We start from the raw sequence: 18,168 nt of genomic DNA on the forward strand, positions 1-18,168 counted from the left end.
CCTTCCGGGGCCGGCTGGCAACGTTGCGGGCCGTGTGCGGCGCGCATGCCGGTTGGTTGACCGCGAGGACGAGTGGACTAAAGTGACGCGAAGTGGGAGGCCTGAAGCTCCCTCTCGGAATCCGGGACCCCTCGCGTGCACGGCGCGTACGCACCGCCCGGCCTCCTCCCGCTCCCCGGTCGGCTGGCGTCCCTTCCCCGGCGCCAGAGGGCCTTTTCCCTCCGAGCGGGCGGGGACCAGGCAGTGCGTCCGGTTCGTGAAGCCGCCCCCGGGACCGTCCAGGAGTACCGGCGCGGGGGGCCCGCCTGTACTCCCCTGGGAAGGCACATGAGCGAGACCCGACACGTCCCGGTGATGCTCCAGCGGTCCCTGGACCTGTTGGCTCCGGCCCTCGCCGAGCCCGGCGCGGTGGTCGTCGACTGCACCCTCGGCCTCGGAGGCCACAGCGAGGCCCTGCTCCGCACGTTCCCCGCCGCCCGGCTCGTCGCCCTCGACCGCGACCCGGTGGCGCTCGGCCTCGCCGGGCAGCGGCTGGCCCCCTACGGTGACCGCGCGATCCTCGTCAAGGCCGTCTACGACGAACTGCCCGAGGTGCTCGACCGGCTGGGCATCCCGAAGGTCCAGGGCATCCTGTTCGACCTCGGCGTCTCCTCCATGCAGCTGGACGAGGCCGAGCGCGGATTCGCCTACGCCCAGGACGCGCCGCTCGACATGCGAATGGACCAGACGACCGGCGTCAGCGCCGCCGAGGTGCTCAACACCTATCCGCCGGGCGACCTCGTCCGCATCCTGCGCACCTACGGCGAGGAGAAATTCGCCCGCAGGATCGTGGACGCGATCGTGCGGGAGCGCGAGAAGGAACCGTTCAGCAACAGCGCCCGCCTCGTCGAACTCATCCGCGACGCGCTGCCGCAGGCCGCCAAGCGCACCGGAGGCAACCCTGCGAAGCGCACGTTCCAGGCGCTGCGCATCGAGGTCAACGGCGAACTCCAGGTGCTGGAACGGGCGATACCCGCGGCCGTCTCGAGGCTGGCCGTGGGCGGTCGCATCGCCGTCCTCTCCTATCACTCGCTCGAGGACCGGCTCGTCAAGCAGGTACTGGCGGCCGGCGCGGCGAACACTGCTCCACCGGGGCTCCCCGTCGTGCCGGAGCGCTACCAGCCCCGGCTGAGGCTGCTCACCCGCGGCGCCGAACTGCCGGCCGAGGAGGAAGTGGCCGCCAACCGCCGTGCGGCCCCGGCCCGCTTCCGCGGCGCCGAACGGATCCGGGAGGACAACCCGTGAAACGGACAGTACGGGGCCGTGCCGCGAGGCTGGCGCACCTGTTGCCGAACGGGACCAGTACGGCCGCCCGCACCCCGTTCGTCCTGCTCGTCGTTCTCCTCCTGGGCGGGGGGCTGATCACCCTGCTACTGCTCAACGCCTCGCTGAACCAGGGCTCCTTCCAGCTCAACAAGCTCCGGAAGCAGACCACCGGACTCACCGACGAGGAGCAGGCCCTCCAGCAGGACATCGACGGCTACTCCGCACCCGACGCCCTGGAGCGGCGGGCCCGTGAACTCGGGATGGTGCCCGGAGGCAGCCCCGTCTTCCTCGACCCGAACCGTACGGCCGGGACCGCCTCCGGCCACTCCCGGAAGCCCGCACAGACACCCGGCAGGTGACCCCGTGACGCACCCGGCCCGCCCATGACCGATCCGCAGCAGCCGCACCGCCGCAACCCCCGGCCGCCCGCGGCCGGGGCACGGCCGTGCCCCGGCACGCGCCATCCGGCGAAGCCCCGGCAGGGCTTCATCCGCCTCGGCAGCCCGCGGCCCCGGCTGCGCATGATCAGCCTGGCCCTGACGCTGGTCATGCTGGCGTTCGTGGTGCGCCTGCTCCAGGTGCAGGCGGTGGACGCCGAGGCGTACGCGGCGAAGGCCGGACACGGGCGGCTGGCGACCCACACCCTCGCGGCCGAACGGGGCGAGATCACCGACCGCCGTGGCATCGCCCTGGCCACCACCGTCGACGCGTACGACATCATCGCCGATCCCTTCCTGCTCACTCCCGAGCAGAGCGGGGCCAAGGACGCCCCGCAGCAGGCGGCCGCCCTGCTCGCGCCGATCCTCGACAAGGATGCCGGGCAGCTCGAGGAGAAGCTCTCGGTGCCCGGCAGCCGCTACGCGCTCCTCGCCCGGCGGCAGAGCCCGCAGGTCTGGAACCAGATCAAGGACCTGCAGCGGACCTTCGCCGGGAAGGCGGCCGACGGTTCGGAGGCGAACGTCCTGGCCGGCATCGTTCAGGAGTCGCACAGCAAGCGTGTGTATCCCAACAAGGATTTGGCCGCCGGCATACTGGGATTCGTCAACGCCGAGGGCAGGGGCGGCGGCGGGCTCGAGGCCCAGCTCGACAAGAAGCTCTCGGGCCGGGACGGCAAGATCACGTACGCCCAGTCCGCCGGGCGGCAGGTCCCCACCTCCGCCACCCGGGAGTTTCCCGCCGTACCCGGCTCCGACGTCGAGTTGACCATCGACCGGGACATCCAGTGGGCGGCCCAGGAGGCCATCAGCCGCCAGGTGCAGGAGTCGGCGGCGGACCGCGGCTACGTGATCGCCCAGGACACCCGCACCGGCGAAATCCTGGCCATGGCCAACGCCCCCGGCTTCGACCCCAACGACATCTCCGCGGCCGACTCCGGGTCCCTGGGGAACCCGGCCCTCCAGGACGCGTTCGAGCCCGGCAGCACCAGCAAGGTCATGTCCATGGCCGCCGTGCTGGAGGAGGGCAAGGCCACCCCCGAAACGCACGTCACGGTCCCCAACCGGCTGCACCGCGCCGATCGCCTGTTCGCCGACGACGTCGACCACGACACCTGGTACCTCACCCTCAACGGGGTGCTGGCCAAGTCCAGCAACATCGGCACCATTCTGGCCGTCGAGCAGCTCGGCAGGACCCAGCGGCAGGCCGACGACGTCCTCCACTCGTACCTGCGGAAGTTCGGCATCGGGAAGCCGACCGGGCTCGGCTTCCCCGGCGAGACCCCCGGCATTCTGGCCCACCCCCGGGACTGGAGCTCGTCGCAGCGGTTCACCGTCCGCTTCGGCCAGGGCCTCTCCCTCAACGCCGTCCAGGCCGCCTCCGTCTACTCCACCATCGCCAACGGCGGCGTACGGGTCGCGCCCACCCTGGTACGCGGCACTCGCGGGGCAGGCGGGAAGCTCGTCCCCGCGCCCGAACCGGAGCGGACCCGCGTGGTCGGGGCGAAAACGGCGAAGACCCTCGCGACCATGCTGGAGTCGGTGGTGGACGACGAGGCGGGAACCGGCAGCAAGGCCCGGATCCCCGGGTACCGCGTCGCGGGCAAGACCGGGACCTCCAACCGGGTCGACCCCGACACCGGCCGCTACAAGGGGTACACGGCGTCCTTCGCGGGCTTCGCACCCGCGGACAAGCCGCGCATCGCCGTGTACTGCGCCGTGCAGAACCCCACCCGGGGGAGCTACTTCGGCGGCCAGGTCTGCGGACCCGTCTTCAAGGAGGTGATGGAGTTCTCCCTGAAGACCCTGCAGGTTCCGCCCACCGGAAGACCCCCCGCCCGGCTGCCGGTCACCTTCCGGCCCGGCGAATGATCGGAGAAGCCGTGAACACCATCGCCGAAGCGCCCGGACCGGCGGACGGTACCCCCTCATTTCGCGGGCTCCCCGGTGCGCCGGGTACGCTCACGGCCGTGCCACATGCTGATCAGACCCCGAACGCGCCGCAGAGCGAGAGCCCCACGTACCCGGGACCGCCCCGTCCCGAACAGGTGCGGCCGACGCCGCTCGCCGCGCTGGCCGACCAGCTCGGCGTCAAGGCCCCCGACGGCGGTGCGGCCACCGGCATCACCCACGACTCCCGTGCCGTGCGCCCCGGCGACATCTACGCCGCGCTCCCCGGCGCGCGCTTTCACGGCGCCGACTTCGCCGGGCAGGCCTCGGACCTGGGGGCCGCCGCGATCCTGACCGACCCGGCGGGCGCCGAGCGGGCAGCCGCCACGGGTCTCCCGGTGCTCGTCGTGGACAACCCGCGCAGCCGCATGGGCGAGATCGCCGTGACGGTCTACGGCGACCCCGGCAGCGACCTGCTGCAGATCGGCATCACCGGCACGTCCGGCAAGACCACCACGGCCTACCTCGTCGAGGGCGGGCTCCGCGCGGCCGGCGATCTCACCGGTCTGATCGGCACCGTCGAGTCCCGGATCGGCGACGAGCGGCTGAAGAGCGAGCGCACCACCCCCGAGGCCACCGACCTCCAGGCCCTCTTCGCGGTCATGCGCGAGCGCGGTGTCGGCTCGGTCGCCATGGAGGTCTCCAGCCACGCCCTGGTCCTCGGCCGGGTCGACGGCTGCGTCTTCGACGTCGCGGTCTTCAACAACCTCAGCCCGGAGCACCTCGACTTCCACCCGGACATGGAGGACTACTACCAGGCGAAGGCGCAGCTGTTCACCAAGCGCCGCAGCCGGGCCGCCGTCGTCAACATCGACGACGAGTACGGCCGCCGCCTGGTCGGGGAGTCCGAGGTCCCGGTGACCACGTTCTCCGCCGAGGGCCACCCGGACGCCGACTGGCGGGCCGACGACATCGAGGTCGGGCCGCTCGGTTCCACCTTCACGGCCGTCGGTCCGCGCGGCGAGGCCGTGCGCGCCGCCTCCCCGATCGCCGGGGCGTTCAACGTCTCCAACGCCCTGGCCGCCATCGCCGCACTCGTGGTAGCCGGCATCGACCCGCAGACTGCTGCCGACGGCGTCGCCGCCATTCCGGGAGTGCCCGGGCGCCTCGAGCGGGTGGACGCGGGCCAGTCCTACCTCGCCGTCGTCGACTACGCGCACAAGCCGGACGCCGTCGAGTCCGTCCTGCGTGCCCTGCGCAAGGTCACCGACGGCAAGCTGCACGCCGTGCTCGGTTGCGGCGGCGACCGGGACCCGCACAAGCGCCGCGCCATGGGAGCAGCCCTGGCCCGTCTCTCCGACACGGCCGTGCTGACCTCGGACAACCCGCGCTCGGAGGATCCGCTGGCGATCCTCGCCACGATGCTCACCGGCGCCTCCGAGGTGCCGGTCTACGAGCGCGGCGACGTCCTCCTGCACGCCGACCGGGCCGATGCCATCGCCGCGGCCGTCGCCCGCGCCGAGCCGGGGGACACCGTGCTCATCGCCGGAAAGGGCCACGAGCAGGGTCAGGACATCGCCGGTGTGGTGCGTGCCTTCGACGACCGTGAAGTGCTGCGCGAAGCGATCGAGCGCGCGCAGTCGCAACGCAACGACCAGGGATGAAGACGGACGGACATGCACGCACACTGCTTCAGCCGGGATTTGCGCGACCCTGCCGCCGGGGGTGACCGGTGATCCCGCTCTCGCTCGCCGAGATCGCCGGCATCGTCGGAGGCCGGCAGCACGACATACCCGACTCCGCCCTGCTGGTCACCGGACCCGTCGTGTACGACTCCCGCGCCGTGGTGCCGGGCGGTCTCTTCGCCGCCTTCCGCGGTGAACGCGTGGACGGCCACGACTTCGCCCGCAAGGCGGTCGAGGACGGTGCCGTCGCGGTCCTGGCCACCCACCCCGTCGGAGGGCCCGGTGCCCCCGTGCCCGCCATCGTCGTCGACGACGTCGAGAAGGCGCTGGGGGCGCTGGCCCGCGCCGTCGTCGAACGGATCGGCACCACCGTCGTCGGACTGACGGGCTCGGTCGGCAAGACGAGCACCAAGGACCTCATCGCGCAGCTGCTCCAGCGCCGCGGCCCGACCGTCTGGCCGGCCGGGAACCTCAACAACGAGATCGGCCTGCCCGTCACCGCGCTGCGCGCCGACGAGTCCACCGCGCACCTGGTGCTGGAGATGGGCGCCCGCGGGGTCGGCCACATCCGCTACCTCGCCGAACTCACCCCGCCGCGCATCGGTGTGGTGCTGAACGTCGGCACCGCGCACATCGGCGAGTTCGGCGGCCGGGAGCAGATCGCCCTGGCGAAGGGCGAGTTGGTCGAGGCACTGCCCTCCGCGGCGGACGGGGGGGTCGCGGTCCTCAACGCCGACGACCCCCACGTCCGCGCGATGGCCTCCCGCACGAAGGCCCGGACCGTCCTCTACGGCGAGGCCGAGGACGCCGACGTACGCGCCGAGAACGTCCGGCTGGTGCACGGCCGGCCGTCCTTCACGCTTCGAACACCCACCGGGTGCAGTGACGTGACCTTGCAGCTGTACGGTGAGCACCACGTGTCGAACGCGCTTGCCGCGGCCGCCGTCGCCCAGGAGTTGGGCATGCCCGTGGACGAGATCGCCGTGGCGCTCTCCGAAGCGGGACAGCTCTCCCGCTGGCGGATGGAGGTCACCGAGCGCCCGGACGGCGTGACGATCGTCAACGACGCCTACAACGCGAACCCCGACTCGATGCGAGCTGCGCTGCGCGCGCTGGTCGCCATGAGTGAGGCCGGCAAGGCACAGGGGGGTCGTACGTGGGCGGTGCTCGGCCTGATGGCCGAGCTCGGTGAGGAGTCGCTCGCCGAGCACGACGCGGTCGGACGGCTGGCCGTCCGGCTCAACGTCAGCAAGCTCGTGGCGGTGGGCGGCCAGGAGGCCGCATGGCTCGACATGGGCGCCAAGAACGAGGGTTCGTGGGGTGAGGAGTCGGTGCACGTGTCCGACGCGCAGGCGGCGATCGACCTGTTGCGCAGGGAACTGCGTCCGGGAGACATCGTGCTGGTGAAGGCGTCCCGGTCGGTGGGTCTGGAGAGTGTCGCGGCGGCGTTGCAGGCCGGCACGGGCGAGGGTGAGGTCGCCGGTCGATGAGGCAGATCCTCTTCTCCGGAGTGCTCGGGCTGTTCCTGTCCCTGATCGGCACTCCGCTTCTGATCCGTCTGCTCGCCCGCAAGGGATACGGACAGTTCATCCGTGACGACGGCCCGCGCGACCACCACAGCAAGCGTGGCACGCCGACCATGGGCGGCATCGCCTTCATCCTGGCCACCCTGGCGGCCTACGCCCTGACCAAGGTCATCACGGGCAACGACCCGACGTTCTCGGGCGTGCTGGTGCTCTTCCTGATGGCGGGCATGGGCCTCGTCGGCTTCCTCGACGACTACATCAAGATCATCAAGCAGCGCAGCCTCGGCTTGCGGGCCAAGGCGAAGATGGCCGGACAGCTGATCGTCGGCATCGCGTTCGCAGTTCTCTCGCTGAACTTCGCCGACGCACGCGGCCAGACCCCGGCATCCGACAAGCTGTCCTTCATGCAGGACTTCGGCTGGTCCTTCGGCCCCGTGATCTTCACGCTCTGGGCGCTGTTCATGATCCTGGCCATGTCGAACGGCGTGAACCTCACCGACGGACTCGACGGTCTGGCCACCGGCGCCTCGGTCATGGTCTTCGGTGCCTACACGTTCATCGGCGTGTGGCAGTACCAGGAGTCCTGCGCCAACGCGCAGACCCTGACCAACCCCGGCGCCTGCTTCGAGGTCCGTGACCCGCTCGACCTCGCCGTCGTCGCCTCCGCCCTGATGGGCGCCTGCTTCGGCTTCCTGTGGTGGAACACCTCGCCCGCCAAGATCTTCATGGGGGACACCGGCTCCCTCGCGCTCGGCGGAGCCCTCGCCGGTCTGGCGATCTGCTCCCGCACCGAGTTGCTGCTCGCCCTCCTGGGCGGCCTGTTCGTGCTGATCACCATGTCCGTGGTGATCCAGGTCGGCTCCTTCCGGCTCACTGGGAAGCGGGTCTTCCGGATGGCGCCGCTCCAGCACCACTTCGAGCTCAAAGGCTGGACCGAGGTGCTGGTCGTGGTCAGGTTCTGGATCATTCAGGGCATGTGCGTGATCGTGGGCCTCGGTCTGTTCTATGCCGGCTGGGCGGCCAAGAAGTGAACTGGAAGGACCGGCACGTCACCGTCGCGGGACTCGGCGTCTCCGGGGTCCCTGCAGCCCGTGTGCTGCGGGGCTTCGGGGCCCGGGTGACGGTGGTCAACGACGGCGACGACGAGCGGGCCCGGGCCCAGGCGGCCGAACTGGAGGCGCTGGGTGCCACCGTGCGCCTCGGCGACGGCGACACCCTCCCCGAGGGCACGGACCTGATCGTCACCGCCCCCGGATGGAAGCCCGCCAAGCCGCTGTTCCGGGCCGCTGCCGAGGCAGGCGTACCGGTCTGGGGCGACGTCGAACTCGCTTGGCGGCTGCGCGGCCCGGACGCGGCGCCGTGGCTCGCGGTCACCGGCACCAACGGCAAGACCACCACGGTGCAGATGCTGGCCTCCATCCTGGAGGCCGCGGGGCTGCGCACCGCTGCCGTCGGCAACATCGGCGTCTCCCTGCTCGACGCGGTCCTCGCCGAACAGCGCGAGGACGGCGATCAGTACGACGTGCTCGCCGTCGAACTCTCCAGCTACCAGCTGCACTGGGCGCCCAGCGTGCGTGCCCACTCCGCCGTGGTGCTCAACCTGGCCCCGGACCACCTCGACTGGCACGGCTCCATGGCGGCGTACGCCGCCGACAAGGGCCGCATCTACGAGGGCAACCGGATCGCCTGTGTCTACAACGTCGCCGATCCCGCCACCGAGGACCTGGTCCGGGAGGCCGACGTCGAAGAGGGCTGCCGTGCGGTCGGCTTCACTCTCGGCACCCCCGCGCCGGGCCAACTCGGCGTCGTCGAGGGCATCCTCGTCGACCGGGCCTTCGCCTCCCCCGACGACACGGAGGACGGCAGCCGGTCACAGCCGGAGCGGAGCCCCGCGGAACTGGCCCGTTACCGGCGCACCCACGCCCAGGAACTCGCCGAGATCGGGGACGTCACGCCCGCCGCCCCGCACAACATCGCCAACGCCCTGGCGGCCGCCGCCCTGGCCCGCGCGTTCGGCGTGCGTCCCCGGGCCGTACGGGACGGCCTGCGGGCCTTCACTCCCGACGCCCACCGCATCGCGCACGTCGCCGATGTCGGCGGAGTGGCCTACGTCGACGACTCGAAGGCCACCAACACCCATGCCGCCGAGGCGTCCTTGGCGGCCTACGAGAACATCGTCTGGATCGCCGGCGGACTCGCCAAGGGCGCCACCTTCGACGAACTCGTCCTCGCTTCGGTCAAGCACCTCAGGGCCGCCGTCCTGATGGGTGCCGACCGGGCTCTGATCCGTGAAGCCCTCGCGCGACACGCCCCCGATCTCCCGGTCGTGGACCTCGAACGGACCGACACTGGGGCGATGGCCGAGGCCGTGCGGGAGGCGGCAGGGCTCGCCCGCCCGGGGGACACCGTCCTACTCGCCCCGGCCTGCGCGTCGATGGACATGTTCGTCAACTACGGCAGACGGGGCGAGGCGTTCGCGGAAGCGGTGCGCGACCTCGAGGCCGCGCACGGGGGAGCGGAACACTAGCCGGACCTCCTCTCGTGCCGTGAGCGATCATTGCAGCACAGGGAGTGGAGGGGACATGACGGCTCGGACGGCCCGGCCCGCACCGACCCGCCCCGCGGGTGGGGACAGCAGCACCCCCGGGGCCCCGCGCGGCAGGGCGTTCGGCGGCCTCCGGCAGCTGCACACCCGCGCCCGGCGGGCCTGGGACCGGCCGTTGACCGCGTATTACGTGATCATCGGCGCCGGTCTGCTGCTGACCGTCCTGGGCCTGGTGATGGTCTTCTCGTCCTCGCAGATCGAGGCGCTGCGGTCCGGCCTGCCCTCCACGTACTACTTCCGCAAGCAACTGCTGGCCGCCGGCATCGGGGCCGTTCTGCTGCTGGGGGCATCCCGGTTGCGGATCCGTACCCACCGGCTGCTGGCGTATCCGCTGCTCGCCCTCTCCCTGGTGCTGATGTGCCTGGTCCAGGTGCCGGGCGTGGGTCAGACGGTCGGAGGAAACCGCAACTGGCTCCAGCTCGGCGGCCCTTTCCAGCTCCAGCCCAGCGAATTCGGCAAGCTCGCCCTCGTCCTCTGGGGTGCCGACCTGCTCGCGCGCAAGCAGGACAAGCGGCTTCTGAACCAGTGGAAGCACCTGCTGGTGCCGCTGGTGCCGGCTGCCTTCGTCCTCCTGGGGCTGATCATGCTGGGGGGCGACATGGGCACGGCTATCATCCTGACCGCGATCCTCTTCGGCCTGCTGTGGCTGGCCGGGGCCCCTACCCGGCTGTTCGGCGGGGTGCTGGCCGGTGCAGGGCTGATCGCCCTGGTGTTCATCAGGACCAGTGAGAACCGGATGGCGCGGCTCGCCTGCCTCGGGGCGACGGATCCAGGTCCGGACGACCGCTGCTGGCAGGCGGTCCACGGAATCTGGGCCCTGGCGTCCGGCGGGCTGTTCGGATCAGGGCTCGGTGCAAGTTCGGAGAAATGGGGCCAACTACCCGAACCGCACACCGACTTCATCTTCGCCGTGACGGGGGAGGAACTCGGCCTGGCGGGGACGCTGTCGGTGCTCGCCCTCTTCGCCGCTCTAGGCTATGCGGGTATCCGCGTGGCCGGACGCACGGAGGACCCCTTCGTGAGGTACGCCGCGGGAGGTGTGACCACCTGGATCACGGCCCAGGCCGTGATCAACGTCGGTGCGGTGCTCGGGCTGCTTCCGATCGCCGGGGTCCCCCTCCCGCTGTTCTCCTACGGAGGTTCCGCCCTGCTGCCGACGATGTCCGCCATCGGGCTGCTGATCGCGTTCGCGCGCAACGAGCCCGCTGCGCGGGCGGCGCTTGCCATGCGGCAGCCGGCCGTGAGAAGACGGCCGGCTGGAGTGGGACGGAAGACGATGAGACGGCGCATCAAGGAGCGTCTGTCCGGAGAGCGGTGAATTTCGGTGCATGTCGTACTCGCCGGTGGAGGTACCGCCGGCCACATCGAGCCCGCGCTCGCCCTCGCGGACGCCCTGCGGAGGCAGGATCCGCACGTGGGAATCACGGCCCTCGGCACGGAGCGCGGACTCGAGACGAAGCTGGTCCCCGAGCGGGGCTACGAGCTCGGCCTGATCCCGGCCGTGCCGCTTCCCCGCAAGCCCACTCCCGAGCTGATCACGGTTCCGGGGCGGCTGCGCGGCACCATCAGGGCCGCCGAGGAGATCCTGGAGCGCACCAAGGCCGACTGCGTGGTCGGCTTCGGCGGGTACGTGGCTCTGCCGGGTTATCTGGCGGCCAAGCGGCTCGGTGTGCCGATCATCGTGCACGAGGCCAACGCCCGGCCCGGACTGGCCAACAAGATCGGCTCCCGCTACGCCAGGTTCGTGGCCGTGAGCACGCCGGACAGCAAGCTGCGCGGAGCCCGCTACATCGGCATTCCGCTGCGCCGGGCGATCGCGACCCTCGACCGTTCCGCCGCCCGCTCCGAGGCGCGCAACGCGTTCGGGCTCGACCTCAACCTGCCGACGCTGCTGGTGTCCGGCGGATCGCAGGGCGCCCGGCGCCTGAACGAGGTCACCCAGGCCGTCGTTCCGATGCTGCAGCGGGCCGGGGTGCAGGTCCTCCACGCGGTCGGCCCGAAGAACGAGCTCCCGCAGGTCGACAACATGTCGGGCATGCCGCCGTACGTTCCGGTTCCGTACCTGGACCGGATGGACCTCGCGTACGCCGCGGCCGACATGATGCTCTGCCGCGCGGGCGCGATGACCGTCGCCGAGCTCTCCGCCGTCGGGCTCCCCGCCGCCTACGTTCCGCTGCCCATCGGCAACGGCGAGCAGCGGCTCAACGCCCAGCCGGTGGTGAAAGCCGGCGGCGGCCTGCTGGTCGACGACGCGGAGCTCACCCCCGAGTGGGTCCAGTCCCACGTGCTTCCCGTGCTCACCGACCCGCACCGGACATACGAGATGTCACGGCGGGCCGCCGAGTTCGGCCGCCGTGACGCCGACGAACTCCTCGTCGGCATGGTGTACGAGGCGATCGCGGCGGGCCGGGAAGGGTAGGGCCTGTTGTGAAAGCTCCGTCCGGCCCCGCCCGGGGGCGGACGGAGCTTCTGTCACACAAACAGGACCCAGCGGCCGTACGGGGGCGCCGACGGGGCGCCGGGAAGGCAGGGAGCGTGGCCGGGCCGACGAAGGTGCAGGGTGCTGCGGGGGGCGCATCGTCGGCCGGCCGGCCTCCCGGCCGACGACTGCGGTTGCCGCGGCGCCGGACGCTTGTCATCGCGACGGTGGTCGCCACCGTCCTCACCGGTGCGGGGGTTTGGGTTCTCCACGCCTCGGACTGGGTGCGGGTGGAGAACGTCCGGGTCTCCGGTACGCGGGTTCTGACGCCACGTGAGGTCCGTGCGGCCGCCGAGGCATCCGGGGCCGCCCCGGGCGTCCCGTTGGCCGCGGTCGGCCCGGACGCGGTCGCGGCAGCGCTGGCGGCGAAGCTCCCGCGCATCGAGTCGGTGCAGGTCGGGAAGCGGTGGCCGCACACGGTCGAGCTCACAATCCGGGAGCGGAAGCCGGCGGTCCTGATCAGAAAGGGCGGAAAATACGTCGAAGTCGACGCCCGGGGCGTCCGTTACGCCTTGGTGGACCGCGCCCCCCGGGGCATTCCACTGCTGGAGTCGGACACTTCGTCGTCACCGGGGCGGAAGCGGTTCGGGGCGGATCGCCTCCGGCGGGAGGCGGCGGGTGTCGCCTCGGAGCTGCCCGCGGAACTGCGCCGCCGCACGAGGGTCGTCGCCATCGGCTCCTACGACTCCCTTGCGCTCGAGTTGTCCGACGGTCGTACGGTCGACTGGGGCAGCAGCGAGCGTACGGACGTCAAGGCGACGACGCTCCTCGCGTTGACAAAGCTCGAGCCGGGCGCCGATCACTTCGATGTCAGCGCCCCCAACGCTCCTGCGGTGTCGAAGAGTTGACCTGTTCGGTGGGTCTTCCTTCACCCGGGTTGGCCAGTGATCCGCTTGATCACATAGGGTGAAAAGAAAAGCGGGAGGTTCGGCGTGTTCGTTGTACGCGAAGCACGTGTCGACCTAGTGTCTCGTCCGAGGAGTCCCAGGACCGGACACGTTGGTAACCCTGAACTTCACCGTGAGGGTTCGGGTCGGCGTTTCGGACCGGCCCATGGCATCAGTCGGCGTACCGAGGCAACCCGGGGCGCGGACACGTAACTCGAGGCGAGAGGCCTTCGACGTGGCAGCACCGCAGAACTACCTCGCAGTCATCAAGGTCGTCGGTATCGGCGGCGGTGGCGTCAATGCCATCAACCGGATGATCGAGGTCGGTCTCAAGGGCGTCGAGTTCATCGCGATCAACACCGATGCACAGGCCCTGCTGATGAGCGACGCGGACGTCAAGCTCGACGTCGGTCGCGAACTCACCCGTGGCCTGGGCGCAGGCGCGAATCCCGATGTCGGCCGCAAGGCGGCCGAGGACCACCGCGAGGAGATCGAGGAGGTCCTCAAGGGGGCCGACATGGTCTTCGTCACCGCCGGTGAAGGCGGCGGGACGGGCACCGGCGGGGCACCCGTCGTCGCCAACATCGCCCGCTCGCTCGGCGCTCTGACGATCGGCGTGGTCACCCGTCCGTTCACCTTCGAGGGGCGGCGGCGCGCGAACCAGGCCGAGGACGGCATCGCCGGCTTGCGCGACGAGGTCGACACCCTCATCGTCATCCCGAACGACCGCCTGCTGTCCATTTCGGACCGTCAGGTCAGCGTCCTGGACGCGTTCAAGTCCGCGGACCAGGTCCTGCTGTCCGGTGTGCAGGGCATCACCGACCTCATCACCACCCCCGGCCTGATCAACCTCGACTTCGCGGACGTGAAGTCCGTGATGTCGGAGGCCGGCTCGGCGCTCATGGGCATCGGCTCGGCGCGCGGGGACGACCGGGCGGTGGCCGCCGCGGAGATGGCCATCTCCTCCCCGCTGCTCGAAGCGTCCATCGACGGCGCCCGCGGTGTCCTGCTCTCGATCTCCGGTGGCTCCGACCTCGGCCTGTTCGAGATCAACGAGGCCGCGCAGCTCGTGAGCGAGGCCGCACACCCCGAGGCCAACATCATCTTCGGCGCCGTGATCGACGACGCCCTGGGAGACGAGGTGCGGGTGACCGTCATCGCCGCCGGATTCGACGGTGGCCAGCCGCCGCCGAAGAACCGCGACAAGGTCCTGGGTTCGTACGGCGGCCGCGACGACAACCCGGACCGGTCGGGTAGTGCCGGAAGCCAGCCCTCCACCGCTTCCACGGGCGGGGACACGGGCTCCGTGTTCGGCGGTCTCGGCAGTCTCAGCCCGCGAGACGGCGAGACGGAGCGGGCCGAGGCGACCGGCGACGACGCACGGCCGGCTCCCCCCGTCGCACCCGTGCCGCCGGCCCGCCTGTACCAGGACAGTGAAGCCGAGGAGCTGGACGTTCCCGACTTCCTGAAGTAAGCCGGATACCGAGACCCATTGTTCCGAGCGATCTGAATCACGTGATAGGGCAGAAGTACGAAGCGAGCGGCGCGCACTTCGCGTTCACCGACCGGTGGGGCGGAGTGAGCGCCGCTCCGTATGACCGGCTCAACCTCGGCGGTGCCGTGGGGGACGACCCGGCCGCAGTGCTGGCGAACCGCCGTCTCGCCGCGGAGGCGCTGGGGATCGACCCGGCCCGGGTGGTCTGGATGAACCAGGTGCACGGCCGGGATGTCGCGGTGGTCGAGGGGCCCTGGGAGGGCTCCGCGGACGACGCCGGACACTCTCCGGAGATCCCGGCCGTCGATGCCGTGGTGACCGCGACCCGGGGGCTGGCACTTGCCGTTCTCACCGCGGACTGCGTCCCGGTCCTGCTCGCCGACCCGGTGGCGGGTGTGGCCGCCGCCGCCCATGCCGGGCGACCCGGGCTGGTGGCGGGGGTGGTCCCCGCCGCGATCGAGGCGATGCTGACCCTGGGGGCCGAACCCGGCCGTATCACGGCCCGCACCGGGCCTGCGGTCTGCGGACTGTGCTACGAGGTCCCGGAGACGATGAGGGCCGACGTCGCCGCAGTGGTCCCCGAGGCCTGGGCGACCACCCGGCAGGGCACTCCGGCGGTGGACGTGGTTGCCGGTGTGCGGGCCCAGCTCGCCGCCGTCGGCGTCGAGGCGGAGGCGGAGCCGCGGATCTGCACCCTGGAGTCCACGGACCATTTCTCCTACCGGCGGGAGCGGACGACCGGCCGCCTCGCGAGCTATGTCTGGTTGGGCGGTTGAGCCGTGAGTGATCGCAGGGCGGAACTGGCCGCGAACCTGGCACACGTGGAGGAGCGGATCTCCGCCGCCTGCGCCGCCGCCGGCCGAGAGCGGGACGAGGTGACGCTCATCGTCGTCACCAAGACCTATCCGGCGAGCGACGTCCGGCTGCTCGCCGGACTCGGCGTCCGGCACGTCGCGGAGAACCGTGACCAGGAGGCTGCGCCGAAGGCTGCCGAATGTTCGGACTTGCCGCTTGAATGGCACTTCGTGGGGCAACTGCAAACCAACAAGGTTCGTTCGGTGGCCGGTTATGCCCACATGGTGCAGTCCGTCGACCGTCTGAAGCTTGTCGACGCACTTGCGGGCGCCGCGGCCCGGGCCGGGCGGGAGCTCGGGTGCCTGATCCAGGTCGCCCTGGACGCGGAGTCGGGGGAGACCGGGAGCCGAGGGGGTGCCGCGCCAAATGCCGTGGCGCAGCTGGCCGATGCGGTCGCGGCCGCCGAAGGGCTGCGCCTCGAGGGCGTGATGACGGTCGCACCTTTGTCGGGGCCGTACGCGGGCCGTCAACTCGCGGCGTTCGAGAGGCTGATGGAAATCGCATCCTGCATGCGCGCGGAGCATCCTGCTGCGAACATGGTCTCCGCAGGGATGAGTAACGACCTCGAGGAAGCCGTGCTGGCGGGAGCGACACATGTGCGCGTCGGCACTGCGGTACTCGGAGTCCGACCCCGGCTCCGGTAACGTCGCGAAACAAGTCGGACCACAGCAGAAAATATGGTCATTCCCGCAGATCAGCGGGCTGGCCGCGTGGATCCTGGGCGCCCGGTGACGGAGCCGATCCACCACAGAGCGGAGGACGCAGAGAATGGCCGGCGCGATGCGCAAGATGGCGGTCTACCTCGGCCTCGTGGAGGACGATGGGTACGACGGCCGGGGGTTCGACCCCGACGACGAGTTCGAGCCCGAGCTGGGGGTGGCGCCCGGTGGTCATGCCGGAGGGGAGCCCGAGCGGCTGCGCCGGCAGCACCAGCTCCACCAGCCCGAGCGGTCCCAGCCGGAGGAGCCGGTGCGGGTCGCTCAGCCGCCCGCGCCCCGCGAGCCGATGGCGCTGGGCGGCGAAACCGCACGACCCGGACGGATCGCCCCCGTGGCGTCCATCACATCCGAACGTCAGAGTCTGGAGAAGAACGCACCGGTGATCATGCCCAAAGTCGTGTCCGACCGGGAGCCGTACCGGATCACCACGCTGCACCCCAGGACCTACAACGAGGCCCGTACCATCGGGGAACACTTCCGTGAGGGCACTCCGGTGATCATGAATCTGACGGAGATGGACGACACCGACGCGAAGCGACTTGTCGACTTTGCGGCGGGTTTGGTGTTCGGTCTCCATGGGAGTATTGAGCGGGTGACGCAGAAGGTGTTCCTCCTGTCGCCTGCTAACGTCGATGTCACGGCGGAGGACAAGGCCCGGATCGCAGAGGGCGGGTTCTTCAACCAGAGCTGAGACGCAACATCGTTACACCACGGCCGCAGGCCGACCGCGAGCACGGGGAGAGGGAAGCCACGAGATGGGCATCGCACAACAGGTGATCTACATCGTGCTGATGTGCTTCCTGGTCGTACTGATCTTCCGACTGGTCATGGACTATGTCTTCCAGTTCGCTCGTTCGTGGCAACCCGGGAAGGCGATGGTTGTGGTCCTCGAGGCCACTTACACTGTCACCGATCCGCCACTCAAGCTTCTGCGGCGGTTCATACCGCCGCTGCGTCTCGGGGGCGTGGCGCTCGACCTGTCCTTCTTCGTTCTGATGATCATTGTCTACATTCTGATCACGGTCGTGAGCCGGCTGTGAACGATACGGTCTTGCCGATTGCCGACGACTACGTTGAGGTGAAGAAGAGATGCCGCTGAGCCCCGAGGACGTGCGGAACAAGCAGTTCACAACCGTCCGTCTCCGAGAAGGCTATGACGAGGACGAGGTCGATGCCTTCCTCGACGAGGTCGAAGCAGAGCTGACCCGGCTGCTGCGCGAGAACGAGGACCTCCGGGCCAAGCTCGCTGCGGCCACCCGCGCCGCCGCGCAGAGTCAGCAGCAGGGCATGCGCAAACCGCCCGAGCAGCAAGATCGTCCCGGCCCTCCGGGACCCCCGGCCATATCGGGCCCGCAGCCGGTGCCGCCCCAGCAGCAGATGGGCCCGCCCCAGCTGCCGGGTGGAGCACCCCAGCTGCCTGCCGGTCCCGGTGGCCACGGGCCCCAGGGCCACGGACCCCAGGGCCACGGGCCCCAGGGCCACGGACCCCAGGGCCACGGACCCCAGGGGCACCCCCAGGGCCACGGACCCCAGGGCCAGCACGGGCCCGGTCCGATGGGCCCGGGTGGCCCCATGGGCGGCCCGATGGGCGGTCCCGGTCAGCACATGCAGCCGCACGGCGGCCCGCAGGGCGGCCCCGGAGGCAACGACGGCGGCGCCGCTCGCGTGCTGTCGCTGGCCCAGCAGACCGCAGACCAGGCGATCGCGGAGGCCCGTTCCGAGGCGAACAAGATCGTCGGCGAGGCTCGTTCCCGCGCCGAGGGTCTGGAGCGGGACGCCCGCGCCAAGGCCGACGCCCTCGAGCGGGACGCCCAGGAGAAGCACCGGGTCGCGATGGGGTCCCTCGAGTCCGCCCGCGCCACGCTGGAGCGCAAGGTCGAGGACCTGCGCGGCTTCGAGCGCGAGTACCGGACCCGTCTGAAGTCGTACCTGGAGAGCCAGCTGCGTCAGCTGGAGAGCCAGACCGACGATTCGCTGGCTCCGCCCCGCACCCCGGCCGCTCCGTCCCTGCCGCCGTCGCCGTCGATGGCCGGCGCGGGAGCTGGGCCCATGGGCCACACCATGGGCGGACAGCAGTCCATGGGCGGTCATGGGGGCCACGGTCCGTCCGGCGGTCCGTCCGGCTACGGCGGTCAGCAGCAGATGTCGCCGGCGATGACCCAGCCGATGGCTCCGGTGCGGCCGCAGGGCCAGCAGCCGATGCAGCAGGCTCCGTCCCCGATGCGCGGCTTCCTGATCGACGAGGACGACAACTGATCGCGCCTTAGGCGCAGTGTCTGTCGGCAAGA

The 18,168-nt window shown here is 70.9% G+C and carries 16 protein-coding genes; all 16 read left to right on the top strand.

Annotated features, from left to right (window positions below; translation table 11 throughout):
• The first annotated feature begins 327 nt into the window (after positions 1 to 327).
• The 16 genes from rsmH (at position 328) to M1E25_RS03685 (ending at position 18,136) form a co-directional block, all read left to right on the top strand.
• A complete protein-coding gene (gene rsmH / locus M1E25_RS03610) occupies positions 328 to 1,284 on the top strand; it encodes a 16S rRNA (cytosine(1402)-N(4))-methyltransferase RsmH (RefSeq protein ID WP_251409374.1) in 957 nt (318 codons plus the stop codon).
• A complete protein-coding gene (gene ftsL / locus M1E25_RS03615) occupies positions 1,281 to 1,664 on the top strand; it encodes a cell division protein FtsL (protein WP_251409377.1) in 384 nt (127 codons plus the stop codon). Before rsmH ends, ftsL begins: the two co-directional genes overlap by 4 nt.
• A 24-nt stretch (positions 1,665 to 1,688) precedes the next feature.
• Positions 1,689 to 3,611, top strand: coding sequence for a peptidoglycan D,D-transpeptidase FtsI family protein (locus M1E25_RS03620; protein WP_251409380.1), 1,923 nt, complete (start codon positions 1,689 to 1,691; stop codon positions 3,609 to 3,611).
• Complete coding sequence (locus M1E25_RS03625) at positions 3,608 to 5,293, top strand: UDP-N-acetylmuramoyl-L-alanyl-D-glutamate--2,6-diaminopimelate ligase (protein WP_251409383.1); 1,686 nt, start codon at positions 3,608 to 3,610, stop codon at positions 5,291 to 5,293. Before M1E25_RS03620 ends, M1E25_RS03625 begins: the two co-directional genes overlap by 4 nt.
• Before the next feature lie 68 nt (positions 5,294 to 5,361).
• Complete coding sequence (locus M1E25_RS03630) at positions 5,362 to 6,804, top strand: UDP-N-acetylmuramoyl-tripeptide--D-alanyl-D-alanine ligase (protein WP_251409386.1); 1,443 nt, start codon at positions 5,362 to 5,364, stop codon at positions 6,802 to 6,804.
• Complete coding sequence (gene mraY, locus M1E25_RS03635) at positions 6,801 to 7,871, top strand: phospho-N-acetylmuramoyl-pentapeptide-transferase (RefSeq protein ID WP_251409389.1); 1,071 nt, start codon at positions 6,801 to 6,803, stop codon at positions 7,869 to 7,871. Before M1E25_RS03630 ends, mraY begins: the two co-directional genes overlap by 4 nt.
• A complete protein-coding gene (gene murD, locus M1E25_RS03640) occupies positions 7,853 to 9,367 on the top strand; it encodes a UDP-N-acetylmuramoyl-L-alanine--D-glutamate ligase (protein WP_251409672.1) in 1,515 nt (504 codons plus the stop codon). Before mraY ends, murD begins: the two co-directional genes overlap by 19 nt.
• 55 nt (positions 9,368 to 9,422) lie before the next feature.
• Positions 9,423 to 10,763, top strand: coding sequence for a putative lipid II flippase FtsW (gene ftsW / locus M1E25_RS03645; RefSeq protein ID WP_251409392.1), 1,341 nt, complete (start codon positions 9,423 to 9,425; stop codon positions 10,761 to 10,763).
• Between the two features lie 6 nt (positions 10,764 to 10,769).
• On the top strand, positions 10,770 to 11,864 hold the full coding sequence (gene murG / locus M1E25_RS03650; RefSeq protein WP_251409395.1) for an undecaprenyldiphospho-muramoylpentapeptide beta-N-acetylglucosaminyltransferase: 1,095 nt from the start codon (positions 10,770 to 10,772) through the stop codon (positions 11,862 to 11,864).
• 227 nt (positions 11,865 to 12,091) lie between these two features.
• Entirely contained in the window at positions 12,092 to 12,772 is a 681-nt protein-coding gene (locus tag M1E25_RS03655) for a cell division protein FtsQ/DivIB (RefSeq protein ID WP_251409398.1), read from the top strand.
• A 274-nt stretch (positions 12,773 to 13,046) separates the two neighbouring features.
• Positions 13,047 to 14,285 carry a cell division protein FtsZ gene (gene ftsZ / locus M1E25_RS03660; protein ID WP_251409401.1) on the top strand — a complete coding sequence of 413 codons (1,239 nt, stop codon included), beginning with the start codon at positions 13,047 to 13,049 and terminating at the stop codon, positions 14,283 to 14,285.
• 41 nt (positions 14,286 to 14,326) lie between these two features.
• A complete protein-coding gene (pgeF, locus tag M1E25_RS03665) occupies positions 14,327 to 15,082 on the top strand; it encodes a peptidoglycan editing factor PgeF (RefSeq protein WP_251409404.1) in 756 nt (251 codons plus the stop codon).
• Between the two features lie 3 nt (positions 15,083 to 15,085).
• Positions 15,086 to 15,805 (top strand): YggS family pyridoxal phosphate-dependent enzyme, encoded by a 720-nt coding sequence (locus M1E25_RS03670; protein ID WP_251409407.1) that lies wholly within the window; start codon positions 15,086 to 15,088, stop codon positions 15,803 to 15,805.
• A gap of 124 nt (positions 15,806 to 15,929) precedes the next feature.
• Entirely contained in the window at positions 15,930 to 16,571 is a 642-nt protein-coding gene (locus M1E25_RS03675) for a cell division protein SepF (RefSeq protein WP_251409410.1), read from the top strand.
• A 64-nt stretch (positions 16,572 to 16,635) separates the two neighbouring features.
• Positions 16,636 to 16,920, top strand: coding sequence for a YggT family protein (locus M1E25_RS03680; protein ID WP_251409413.1), 285 nt, complete (start codon positions 16,636 to 16,638; stop codon positions 16,918 to 16,920).
• Between the two features lie 49 nt (positions 16,921 to 16,969).
• Positions 16,970 to 18,136, top strand: coding sequence for a DivIVA domain-containing protein (locus tag M1E25_RS03685; protein WP_251409416.1), 1,167 nt, complete (start codon positions 16,970 to 16,972; stop codon positions 18,134 to 18,136).
• The last annotated feature ends 32 nt before the right edge of the window (positions 18,137 to 18,168 follow it).

It is taken from the genome of Streptomyces meridianus, assembly GCF_023703325.1.
GTDB lineage: Bacteria > Actinomycetota > Actinomycetes > Streptomycetales > Streptomycetaceae > Streptomyces > Streptomyces meridianus.

Excerpts from the sequence above, each read along its gene's own strand:
- M1E25_RS03620 (WP_251409380.1), top strand. The coding sequence starts at position 1,689 with ATGACCGATCCGCAGCAGCCGCACCGCCGCAACCCCCGGCCGCCCGCG.
- rsmH (WP_251409374.1), top strand. The coding sequence starts at position 328 with ATGAGCGAGACCCGACACGTCCCGGTGATGCTCCAGCGGTCCCTGGAC.
- mraY (WP_251409389.1), top strand. The coding sequence starts at position 6,801 with ATGAGGCAGATCCTCTTCTCCGGAGTGCTCGGGCTGTTCCTGTCCCTG.
- ftsW (WP_251409392.1), top strand. The coding sequence starts at position 9,423 with ATGACGGCTCGGACGGCCCGGCCCGCACCGACCCGCCCCGCGGGTGGG.
- M1E25_RS03680 (WP_251409413.1), top strand. The coding sequence starts at position 16,636 with ATGGGCATCGCACAACAGGTGATCTACATCGTGCTGATGTGCTTCCTG.
- M1E25_RS03675 (WP_251409410.1), top strand. The coding sequence starts at position 15,930 with ATGGCCGGCGCGATGCGCAAGATGGCGGTCTACCTCGGCCTCGTGGAG.
- M1E25_RS03685 (WP_251409416.1), top strand. The coding sequence starts at position 16,970 with ATGCCGCTGAGCCCCGAGGACGTGCGGAACAAGCAGTTCACAACCGTC.
- M1E25_RS03625 (WP_251409383.1), top strand. The coding sequence starts at position 3,608 with ATGATCGGAGAAGCCGTGAACACCATCGCCGAAGCGCCCGGACCGGCG.